This is a genomic window from Synechococcus sp. CB0205 (genome assembly GCF_000179255.1).
In the GTDB taxonomy this organism is placed as follows: Bacteria; Cyanobacteriota; Cyanobacteriia; order PCC-6307; family Cyanobiaceae; genus Vulcanococcus.
The window spans coordinates 18,145-27,943 of the sequence record NZ_ADXM01000029.1 but is presented as its reverse complement, the minus strand read 5'-3'; the positions used below and the strand labels follow the sequence as shown (position 1 = coordinate 27,943).

The following is a 9,799-nucleotide window of genomic DNA, read 5'->3' as shown; positions in this document are numbered from 1 at the left end:
AACCCCCGTTGTCTCCTGAGCTGACTGCAACATCAGCGCATGAACCGTGCGCCAGGGAACGTCATAGCCCAGGGTGATGGAGGTGGCGATGGCGATCGGCTGCTTGATCTCTCGCTGGGAAAAGCTGAAATTGACGACCGATGCTCCAATCACCGTGGCGTTAGGGATGCTCACCAATCGCCGTTGCCTTCAACCAGGAGGTCAAGGAGTGATTGACCCGGTATTGGCGAATCGCCAGTTGCAGTGCCGTCAGATAGCGCCCAGCCAGTTCCTCCCGGCTCAGCTCGAAACAACGGGCCTGCTTGTCATCGACCGCGATCAGCGCACGCGGTTGCGAGCCAGGCTGCTTGAAGCCAATGATCGAGAAGGGCGCATCCTCCCAACGCTGGAGGCGGGACGGCTGCAGCGCATGGTCCTTGGCAATCTCCAGCAGCGCCTCTTCCTGACGCTCGCCGTAGGCGCGCAAGGACTCCCCAGCAGGCGGCCTGCGCACCTCCAGCACCGGTTCACCAGCCAAGGCAATGACCTGAGGGTCTTGGCTGCAACCGGGAATCGCGGGTTTCTTCAGAACCTCAGCAGCCTGAACCTGGGCCAAGCCCACAAGCCAGAACGCCCCAACCAAAAGAATCAGAAGCCTCCGCAGAAGGCCTCGCCGAAACGCCATCAGCTGCGGCATGAACGGGCTGCGCTGCAGCACGAAAAGAGCCGTTCATCTTCTCACCACTCACTGCTGAATGGGCATGAAAAAGCCCCGCTAAAGCGGGGCTTACGGGCAAAGCAATCAAGCAGGAATCACTTGACGTACTTGAGACCTCGGTAGTTCAGCTGAGGGTGCTTCTGGGAGACAGCCTCTTTGTTCTGCTGGTACTTCTGGCCGCGATAGGTGAGGGTCATGGATAGTTCCTCGGAGTCAGCCCAGGTCCCCGTTCCATGGCCTGGATCGAACTGCGCCTCAGGCAACCAAAAGGTGCCGAGGTGAACGTTTTGTAGCGGTTGCTACAGCACAGTTTTAGCCGCCTGGAAACCAGCCGTGTCGTTCAGGCGATTACAAAACTCCGATTTTGCCGATTAATCGCTTGGGCAGTTCTGCCGTGGGGTCAAAAAGAACAGCAAATCGCACTGAAAACGCGTGAAGTCGCTTAGGGCGTTCTCCACATCCCCCGGGTAACCCGCATCAGCCTGCGCCGAAGAGGGGAGAGGGCCAATCGGCGGAGGCAGGGGCTCAGCCAGAGCCAACCCTGGCAAGGCCGAGAGGGTCGCCGAAAGAACAACAGCAGGCCAACGCGTCATCACAGCACCACAGCTCTACTGACTCCATAGCCATGGCCCAAGCCAACGGCAAGGCATCAAAAAACCCGCCAGACCCCCGAAGGATCTGACGGGCAAAGGGTGAATCAAGGATGAGCAGGCTGGACTCAGCCGACGCTCCAAACACCACCGGCGATCTTCACCAGGGGAGCCACGATGGTCGTGCCGGCGAGGAACCAGGCGAAGGCGGCACCGCCGCAACCGCCGAGCCAGAAGCCGCTAGCGAACTCGGCCCAACCCGCCTTGGTGAACAGGTCAGCAGGGGGGTTGTCGATGGTGGCGTCAGCCGGCTGCACGTTGGGGCCACGGCCAGCGGTGCCGTAGATCGAGAGGCAGACCGTCAGGATCGAGACCAGACCCACAGCAGCCAGAAGACCAGCGGTGCTGGCGTACTCGGTGGCGCGAAGCGGGCCACAGATGGCGAAGGGGCCGTAGAGGAAGAAGCCATGGGCCATGCCTACTTCCAGACCGCGACGGTTGGGAGAGAGGGCGGGGCGATAAGCAGGCAGCGCACTCAGGAAAGCGCGGCTGAAGTAGCTGCTGTTGACGGGAGTGGCCAGATTGCCGACACAGGGGTCGGCCACGGGGGTCACGGTCATCGGGGGAAGAACGTCAGGTGGCGCGGAATGAAGCGGCGACAGCTCAGTCGCGGGCTTCGATCACGTTGAACAGCAGGGCCATGGCCACAGCAGGAGCCAGGATCCCGACAAGTGGCACGAACACCGAGGGCATCCAGGCGGCGACGAAATCTCCGGTCATCAGCGTGGGCCAATACAGCTACCGTTCGGCACTGTAAGGAGCCCTGCCGGAGCTGCTCTTCGGGGCCTCAAGGGGCGACATAAAAGTTCAGACCACACTCCCAGTCCATGACCCAGGCACTCACCGGCATCGTCATCGCAGGCGTCCTGGCGGCCTGCTGGGTCCTTGGCCGGCCCAAGCGCAACATCCTGCGCTCCACCGATGCGTCCGGCATCGCAGCCCTGAACCGCGGGCAGATGGAGCTGGTCATCCCTTCTGACGGGAGCAACTCCAGCGATCAGGGCAGCCAGGACACGGTCGTCCTCCCCGCCGCCAGCGACCGGCGCGGCCGCCACCAACTGCTGCAACAACTGGAGCAACAGTTCCGTGCGGGGGGTGAGCAGCGCCGCACGGCCATGGCCATCTGCCAGCTCTGGTGCCACCGCGAGGCCCTGCCCCTGATTCGCCGCGGCCTGCGCGATGCCGACCAGGTGGTCGCCCAGCTCGCCGCTGAAGCCATGACCCACTTCCGTGGCCGCAGCAGCCTGCCTGTTGCCTCGCCTCAGCCGCTCAAGCTGCCGCGCAACGTCTCGCGAATGCGGTAAATCGGACGGCCCTGACTCTCGTGATAGGTGCGCATCTGCACCTCCGAGAGCAGACCAAAACAAAAGAGCTGCACGCCCGTGATCAGGGCCAGGACCGCCACCAGCAATAGGGGCCGGTTGCCGATCTCCGCGCCCCCCAACTTGACCATCAGCAGATAGGCGCTCAACAGCGCACCGATGGCCATGGCGCTCAGCCCCCCGAAACCGAAGACGTACATCGGACGGGTCAAGAAGCGCTTCATGAACCAGACCGTGAACAGATCCATCAGCACCCGGAAGGTGCGATCGATCCCGTACTTGCTCTGGCCGAACTGACGGGCGTTGTGGTTCACCTTCACCTCGGCGATGCGGGCCCCTTCGATGAAGGCCAAGGCCGGCAGGAAGCGATGCAGCTCCCCGTAGAGGTTCATGTCCTCCACCAGCTCGCGGCGGTAAGCCTTGAGGGAGCAGCCGTAGTCGTGCAACCGCACCCCCGTCACCCGAGCGATGAGGGCATTGGCGATCTTGCTGGGGAGCAGCCGGCTGACGGCATGGTCCTGGCGCTGGTGCCGCCAGCCGCTTACCAGGTCATACCCCTGCTCCAGGCGCTCCAGCAGCATCGGGATATCGGCGGGATCGTTCTGCAGGTCCCCATCCAGGGTGACGATCAAGCGCCCGCGGCTGGCGTCAAAGCCAGCCGCCATCGCAGCGGTCTGGCCGTAATTGCGGCGCAGCAGAACCGCCACCAGCTCTGGGGCCCCGGCGGCCTGCTGGCGCAAGACCTCGGCCGTGCGATCGGATGAGCCGTCATCCACCAACACCAGCTCAAAGGAGCGGCCCAGGGGACGCAAGGCCAGCAGCAGCTTCTCGACGAGCAGCGGCAGGCTCTCCTCTTCGTTGAACAGAGGCACCACGATCGAGAGGTCTGGAACGCTGGCGCTGCTCAAGAGGGACGGCTCAAGTTGGCTGGAACCTAGAGGAAAGCGCTCAAAAGAGGCTCAGCCTGGCAGCAGCCAAGCCACCCCCAGGCCCAAGTAGGTGCCGAGCAGATAGCCGAGCAAACCAATCGCCACCGAAGGCACGGCCAATTCAGCTCGGCCAATGGCGGTCGCCAGGGCCAGGGCCGTGCTGGGGCCGCCGATGGAGGCCTGGGAGGCCACCAGGGTCTCAGCCATGGGCCAGCGCAGCCAGCGGCGGAAGATCAGAAGCAGCAACGCGGCCTGCACCAGAACCACCACAGCCGCATAGAGCAACACCGGCAAGCCCTCCCCCAGCAGACCCGCGACCGGGGAGCTCAGGCCCATCACCGTGAAGAAGGGCTGAATCAAGAGCAAGCCAAGGCCATAGCAACCGCGACGGCTGGCGGGCGCCGGCAACTGGGCGACCAGCAGCGCGACCGTTGTGAGCACCAGGATCGAGGGGACGCCCTGCAGCAGACCCGTCAGCCCCTGGCTCAGTGCCAACACGGCCAAGCCCCAAAGACCGGCCAGCCACCAGGAGCGCTCCGGCTGATCGCTTGGGGCCTCATTCGCCCAGGTCGCTTCCGGGGCGGCATCCGCCCTCAGTCCAAGCCAGGTGCTGATGGCGAACCAGACCGCGAAGACCACGTAATCGGCGGCGGTCGCCAGGGTCAGCAAGGTCTCTGGGGGATTCAGCGTCCGGGCCACCGAGACGAAATTCAGGCTGCCCCCGGTGAAGGTGGCGGTGTACATCCCCGCCAGCACGTCCCAGTCCTCCCCGAGCAGGGGATGCAGCAACCAGCCCCCCAGCAGCACCCCCAAGACCGTGCTGAGGGCCGCCACCAGAAACGGTCCGAGCAGTTGCCGGGCCTGGGGCCAGAGGCGCCGGAGATCGACCGCGAGCAAGAGCAGGCCGATCGCCAGCGAGGTCAAGGGACCATTGACCCAAGAGGCGGCCTCAGCCTGCAGCTGCACCCCGGCCAGGTTGCTCACCAGCAGGCCGAGCAGCAGCACCACCATCGTCATGCCCAGCTGCCGGCCCCAAGCGGTGCGGCGCGCCAGCAGCCAGCCGAGGGCCGTGAGTGCGAGAACGAGAAGCAAAGACCAAACCATGGACATCAAGGCAGGGTGGAGCCGTCGTGGCAGCGCACCACACGGCCGGCGCCGCGCAGTTCCGTTCGGTAGTGAACGCTGACCGGATCGATCAGCTGGGGATCCAGGCCATCGACACCCAGGCCATCGCGGCCGTGCTCCCGGCCAGAACTATGCAGGTAGCGGCCCTGCCCGAGATAGAGCCCCACATGGGTGCAGCGCTGGGGGCGACCAAAAAAGATCAAATCGCCGGGACGCAGCAGGCCATAGCAACCGGGCGCCACCGCGACGGGCTGGCAGAAGCGCTCCTGCTGGTAGGCATCCCGCGGGATCCAGACCCCCGCGGCGGCATAGGCCGCCTGGATGAAGCCTGAGCAGTCAAAGTCGGGCCCCAGGCTCCCGCCCCAGAGGTAGTGGTTGGCCTGCTGGCGCGCGGCCTCCGCAAAGGCCAAGACGGCAGGCAGGCGCTCAGCAATGGCCGACTCGGACCAGAGCTGCGCCCGTTGGCCCGCGATACAACGGGCATGGCCCAGCAGGTCCCGCGGATCAATCCAGCCGGGGTAGCCGTCCTCCAGCAACCGCACCCGCAGACGCTTCCCGGTCGGCGCCGCTTGACCCAGAACCTGCAGGGCTCGGCCGGCCCAGGCCTGGGTGGCAAGGCCTGGCCCCGACCAATGGCTGTAGAGATTCAGCGGCGCATCGATACGCCAACAACTGCCCGGGTGCAGCAGCTCCAAGGCCACGGGTGTTCCCACGGACAACCTGCTTAACCTCGCCATGACCCCGAGTGGCTGCGATGGCGTTCTACTGCCCTGATGGGGAGATGGAGCAAGCACTGGTTGCGGCGATCAGCAGCCTCGAGCAGGAGGGCCGGCCGGGGCTGAGCGAGCAGCTGTCGGTCACCTGGATCCGCTACGGGCAGTCCCTGCGCGGCGGCACAGCTGGCGAAGGGCAGGGGACCCACTGGCGCGGAAACCAAGCCCGCTATCCCGCGAGCGTGGTGAAGCTCCTCTATCTCCTTGCCGCGGAAGCCTGGCTGCAGCGCGAGCTCATCGACGACACCCCGGAACTGCGGCGGGCCCTGGCCGACATGATCCGGGATTCCAGCAACGACGCCACGGGGCTCGTGGTGGATCTCTTGACGGGAACCTGCAGCGGACCAGAGCTGCCGGCGGCGGCCCTGCAGCAATGGAGCCAGCAGCGCCAACTGATCAACCGCTGGTATGGCGAGCTGGGCTGGCCGGAATGGCCGGGCAATAACGCCTGCCAGAAGACCTGGGGAGACGGCCCCTATGGCCGCGAGCGTCAGTCCTATGGCCCTGAATTGGAGAACCGCAATCGCCTGAGCAGCAACCTGACGGCCCGGGTGCTGCAGGCGGTCATGGCCCGGGAGCTGCTCTCCCCCAGCGCCTGCAGCCGGATGCAAGAGCTGCTCTCCCGCAGCCTGGAGCCCGCGGCCCGCGCCGCTGACCCCGAGAACCAAGTGGATGGATTCCTGGGTGGTGGCCTTCCTGAGGGGGCCCAGCTCTGGAGCAAGGCCGGCTGGATGACCCAGGCCCGCCACGACGCGGCCTACATCGAACTGGAGGGCAAGGCTCCGGCCCTGATCGTGGTGCTCAGCGAGGGCCCCGAGCGCGCCCAGGACGAGGCACTCCTACCGGAGCTCTGCCGGCGCTTGATTGGCCTCTAAACGACCAAAACCCCAGCCCGTGGTCGGACTGGGGTTTGATCGGGGTGTCCCGGTCGGGAACGGAGAGGGAGGGATTCGAACCCTCGACAGAAGTTGCCTCCTGTAACTCCTTAGCAGGGAGCCGCTTTCAACCACTCAGCCACCTCTCCAGTGGCCCGCAAAGACTATCAGGCGCTGGCACCGCGAACGGCCCGTTGGGGCAGGCGCGGCAAGCGGTGTTTGAAACCGCAGAGGATCTCCCAGGGGATGGTACCGATCGGGTCGCTCCAGGCCGTGGGATCGATCCGCTCACCGGCCTCCTCCCCGAGCAGCGTGACGACGCTGCCGGCCTCCAGCTCCGGTACATCCGTGGCATCCAGCACCAGCTGATCCATGGTGATCGCCCCCAGCTGGGGCACCCTCTGACCGCCGAAGAGCACCTCCAGCTGGTTGGAGAGCAGCCGCGGGACGCCATCGGCATAGCCAATCCCCACCACCGCCAGCCGGCTAGGCCGTTGGGTGATGAAGCGATGGCCGTAGCTCACACCAACCCCGGCGGGGACCTCCCGAATCAAGCTGACCCGGGCACGGACGTGCATCGCCGGCTGCAGGTCCAGACCGGAACCGAGGTGATCCGAGGGGCGCTGGCCGTAGAGGGCCAGCCCCACCCGCACCAGGTCGTAGTGCAACTGACGGCTGCGCAGCGTCCCAGCGGAATTGGCCAGGTGGCGGCAACCCGAAGGCAACTGCTGCTGCTGCAGTCCCGTCAGGACAGAGTCGAAGCGCTGCTGCTGGGTGGCCGTCAGGGCATCCAGTCCATTTCCCGGGGCATCGGCTCCAGCCAGGTGGGAATAGACCCCCGCCAGCTGCAGCGACTCCAGACCGGCGATGGCCTGAACCAACCGCGGCCCCTCCTCCCAGGGCGCGCCGAGCCGGCTCATGCCGGTGTCCAATTTGAGGTGGACCGCCAACTGACGACCGCTACCGCTGGCCAGGTTCTGGCAGAGCAACGCCTCACGCATGCCGCTGAGGGTGGGCATCAACTGCCAATGCAGGCAGGCCCGCAACTCATCCGGATGGCTGAGGTTGCCCAGCACCAGGACGGGCTGATCCAGGCCCGCCTGGCGCAACTCCACCCCCTCCTGAAGCGTGGCCACCCCAAAGCAGCTGGCCCCACCGGCGGCGGCAGAACGGGCGACCGGGACCGCGCCGTGGCCATAGCCATCGGCCTTGACCACCGCCATCAGCGCACAGCCCGGCTGCAGCGAGCGCCTCAGGGCCTCGGCGTTGGCCTGGATCGCCGCCTCATCGATTTCCACCCAGGCGCGCTGACGGGGATGGGGCTGCGGCGCCAAGGCAGCGGCCGCCGGGTCCTCGAAGGCAGCAGCAGGCGATGCGTCAACCATCCGCCCTTGGCAGTGCACCTAGCATGCATAGAAATTACGGGGTTGCCCAGCGCAGCTCCCCAGGCAGCGCTCCCATGGGCTCGGTTCTGGTTCTGAACGCCTCCTACGAGCCCCTGAACGTCACCACCTGGCGCAGGGCAACAGTGATGGTGCTCAAGGGAAAAGCCGAGGGGCTGGAGCACTCCCCCGGGCGGCAACTTCGGCCAGGCCTGGGACTGCCAACGGTGATTCGTCTACGGCAATTCGTCCGCGTGCCCTTCCGGCCACTGCCCCTGACCCGCCGGAACGTCTTCCACCGCGATGGTCAGCGCTGCCAGTACTGCGGCAGCAGCAGCGAACGGCTCTCGATCGATCACGTCCTGCCCCGCAGCCGCGGCGGCAGCCACAGCTGGGACAACGTCACCACGGCCTGCCTTCGCTGCAACGTGCACAAGGGCAATCGCACGCCCAAGGAAGCGAGCATGCCCCTGCAATCGGCACCCCGGCGGCCGCTCAGCGGTGCGGTCTTTGAGGCCCAACGGCAGATGGCCAAGGGCGGCCACCTGGAATGGGCCAAGTACGTGGACGGCTGGGAGAACCCGCTCGCTAGTTGACCCCGCTGGCCTGATCAGCCAGTTCCTCCAACTGCCGCCGTTGGTCAGCGGAGACGCAGGCGCCGATCAACTCAGCCAGTTGCCCCTGCAGCACCGGCTCCAGTGAGAAGTTGCGGCCGAGGCGGTGATCGGTCGTGCGGTTGTCCTTGTAGTTGTAGGTGCGGATCTTCTCGCTGCGATCGCCACTACCCACCTGGGCCAGACGGGCCGAGCGCTCCTTGGCGTTGGCCTCGGCCAGCTCGCGCTCATAGAGCTTGGCCCGCAGGATCTCCAGGGCCCGTTCACGGTTCTGCAGCTGGGAGCGCTCTTGGGTGCAGAACACCCGGATGCCGGTGGGTTTGTGCAGCAGGTCCACGGCCGTCTCCACCTTGTTGACGTTCTGGCCGCCGGCGCCGCCCGAGCGGGCGGTGCTGATCTCCAGGTCCGTTGGGTCGATCTGAACCTCCACGGGATCGGCCTCGGGCATGACCGCCACCGTGGCCGTCGAGGTGTGGACCCGGCCCTGGGACTCGGTCGCGGGCACCCGCTGCACCCGGTGCACACCGGCTTCGTACTTGAGCTGACTGAAGACGCTGTCGCCCTGGATCGCCAGAATCAGTTCCTTGTAGCCCCCCAGTTCCGCCTCCGAGGCACTGACGGGCTGGACTTTCCAGCCGACGCTCTGGGCGTAGCGCTCGTACATCCGAGCCAGATCCCCCGCCCAGATCGCCGCCTCATCGCCACCCGCACCGGCGCGAATCTCGAGCATCACGCTGCGTTCGTCCCGGGGATCACGGGGCAGAAGCGCCAAGGTCAGCTGCTCCTCCATGGCGGCAATCTGTGTCGCCAGACCGCTGAGCTCCTCTTGGGCCAGGGCCTCCATCTCCTGGTCGCCGCGGGACTCCTTCAGGAGTTGCCTGGCCTCCTGTTCCTGTTTGCGCCACTGGCAAAGCTGGTCGTAGCCCAGCACTAGGGGCTCCAGCCGGGCCCGCTCCCGCGCGATGGGCTCCAGCTGCGCTGGGTTGGCAGCCACATCCGGGTCTGCCAGCTGCCGCTCCAGGGTTTCAAAGGTGGTGCGTGCCGTCTCCAGACGTTCACGCAGGAAAGAAGCATCCATGGAAGCGGCTCAAGCCAGCAAAAAGCCGGACGCCCTAGAGCATCCGGCTTGGGGAATGAATGTCACGTCAGACGTGAGTGACCGATCAGGCCTTCTCGGCTGCTTCGGCCTTGGGCTCGGCTTTGGCATCGGCGCCAGCAGCGCTGCCCATGCCGTACTTGCGCATGAAGCGATCCACACGACCCTCGGTGTCCAGGATCTTTTGGGTCCCGGTATAGAAGGGGTGGTTGCCGCTCCAGACGTCGACGTGGATCTCGGGGGAGGTGGAGCCAGTGGTCATCACCACTTCTCCGTTGCAGATCACCTTGGCATCGGGATACCAGGTGGGGTGAATGTCGGCCTTCGGCATGACGG

General features: G+C 65.9%; 14 protein-coding genes and 1 tRNA gene. 3 read left to right on the top strand and 12 right to left on the bottom strand.

Going from position 1 to position 9,799, the window contains the following annotated elements; genetic code table 11:
• Positions 1-160: 160 nt before the first annotated feature.
• The 5 genes from CB0205_RS0104955 to CB0205_RS0104940 all read right to left on the bottom strand — a co-directional run bounded on the left by CB0205_RS0104955 (position 161) and on the right by CB0205_RS0104940 (position 2,067).
• Complete coding sequence (locus CB0205_RS0104955) at positions 161-595, bottom strand: hypothetical protein (RefSeq protein ID WP_156797820.1); 435 nt, start codon at positions 593-595, stop codon at positions 161-163.
• Between the two features lie 197 nt (positions 596-792).
• Positions 793-894, bottom strand: a complete 102-nt coding sequence (locus CB0205_RS15260) for a DUF4278 domain-containing protein (RefSeq protein ID WP_071777940.1) — start codon at positions 892-894, stop codon at positions 793-795.
• A gap of 174 nt (positions 895-1,068) precedes the next feature.
• Positions 1,069-1,290 (bottom strand): hypothetical protein, encoded by a 222-nt coding sequence (locus CB0205_RS15845; RefSeq protein ID WP_156797819.1) that lies wholly within the window; start codon positions 1,288-1,290, stop codon positions 1,069-1,071.
• 125 nt (positions 1,291-1,415) lie between these two features.
• A complete protein-coding gene (locus tag CB0205_RS0104945; RefSeq protein WP_010315026.1) occupies positions 1,416-1,907 on the bottom strand; it encodes a photosystem I reaction center subunit XI in 492 nt (163 codons plus the stop codon).
• Between the two features lie 43 nt (positions 1,908-1,950).
• Positions 1,951-2,067, bottom strand: coding sequence for a photosystem I reaction center subunit VIII (locus CB0205_RS0104940; RefSeq protein ID WP_010315023.1), 117 nt, complete (start codon positions 2,065-2,067; stop codon positions 1,951-1,953).
• 107 nt (positions 2,068-2,174) lie between these two features.
• Here CB0205_RS0104940 and CB0205_RS0104935 point away from each other — a divergent pair, with 107 nt between their 5' ends.
• Positions 2,175-2,651, top strand: coding sequence for a hypothetical protein (locus tag CB0205_RS0104935; RefSeq protein WP_010315020.1), 477 nt, complete (start codon positions 2,175-2,177; stop codon positions 2,649-2,651).
• Here the strand turns inward: CB0205_RS0104935 and CB0205_RS0104930 are convergent.
• The 3 genes from CB0205_RS0104930 to CB0205_RS0104920 are packed head-to-tail and all read right to left on the bottom strand — an operon-like array spanning position 2,609 to position 5,460.
• Positions 2,609-3,577: a glycosyltransferase family 2 protein gene (locus CB0205_RS0104930; RefSeq protein WP_010315018.1), complete on the bottom strand. Its 969-nt coding sequence runs from the start codon at positions 3,575-3,577 to the stop codon at positions 2,609-2,611. The genes CB0205_RS0104935 and CB0205_RS0104930 overlap by 43 nt on opposite strands.
• A gap of 51 nt (positions 3,578-3,628) precedes the next feature.
• Positions 3,629-4,708 carry a DUF819 family protein gene (locus tag CB0205_RS0104925; RefSeq protein WP_010315016.1) on the bottom strand — a complete coding sequence of 360 codons (1,080 nt, stop codon included), beginning with the start codon at positions 4,706-4,708 and terminating at the stop codon, positions 3,629-3,631.
• Complete coding sequence (locus tag CB0205_RS0104920; protein ID WP_043705473.1) at positions 4,708-5,460, bottom strand: C40 family peptidase; 753 nt, start codon at positions 5,458-5,460, stop codon at positions 4,708-4,710. The genes CB0205_RS0104925 and CB0205_RS0104920 overlap by 1 nt, the downstream gene beginning before the upstream one ends.
• 17 nt (positions 5,461-5,477) lie before the next feature.
• Here CB0205_RS0104920 and CB0205_RS0104915 point away from each other — a divergent pair, with 17 nt between their 5' ends.
• Positions 5,478-6,371 (top strand): serine hydrolase, encoded by an 894-nt coding sequence (locus CB0205_RS0104915; RefSeq protein WP_010315012.1) that lies wholly within the window; start codon positions 5,478-5,480, stop codon positions 6,369-6,371.
• A 60-nt stretch (positions 6,372-6,431) separates the two neighbouring features.
• Here the strand turns inward: CB0205_RS0104915 and CB0205_RS0104910 are convergent.
• Positions 6,432-6,520, bottom strand: a tRNA-Ser gene (locus CB0205_RS0104910).
• Between the two features lie 18 nt (positions 6,521-6,538).
• Positions 6,539-7,756, bottom strand: coding sequence for an alanine racemase (gene alr, locus CB0205_RS0104905; RefSeq protein WP_010315010.1), 1,218 nt, complete (start codon positions 7,754-7,756; stop codon positions 6,539-6,541).
• Positions 7,757-7,830: 74 nt separating this feature from the next.
• Between alr and CB0205_RS0104900 the strand changes: the two genes are divergently transcribed.
• Positions 7,831-8,349 carry an HNH endonuclease gene (locus tag CB0205_RS0104900; protein ID WP_010315006.1) on the top strand — a complete coding sequence of 173 codons (519 nt, stop codon included), beginning with the start codon at positions 7,831-7,833 and terminating at the stop codon, positions 8,347-8,349.
• On the opposite strand, the gene prfA is transcribed toward CB0205_RS0104900, so the two are convergent.
• Entirely contained in the window at positions 8,342-9,445 is a 1,104-nt protein-coding gene (gene prfA / locus CB0205_RS0104895; protein WP_010315005.1) for a peptide chain release factor 1, read from the bottom strand. The two genes, CB0205_RS0104900 and prfA, sit on opposite strands and share 8 nt — an antisense overlap.
• 85 nt (positions 9,446-9,530) lie before the next feature.
• Positions 9,531-9,794, bottom strand: coding sequence for a 50S ribosomal protein L31 (gene rpmE, locus CB0205_RS0104890; RefSeq protein ID WP_010315003.1), 264 nt, complete (start codon positions 9,792-9,794; stop codon positions 9,531-9,533).
• Positions 9,795-9,799: the final 5 nt, after the last annotated feature.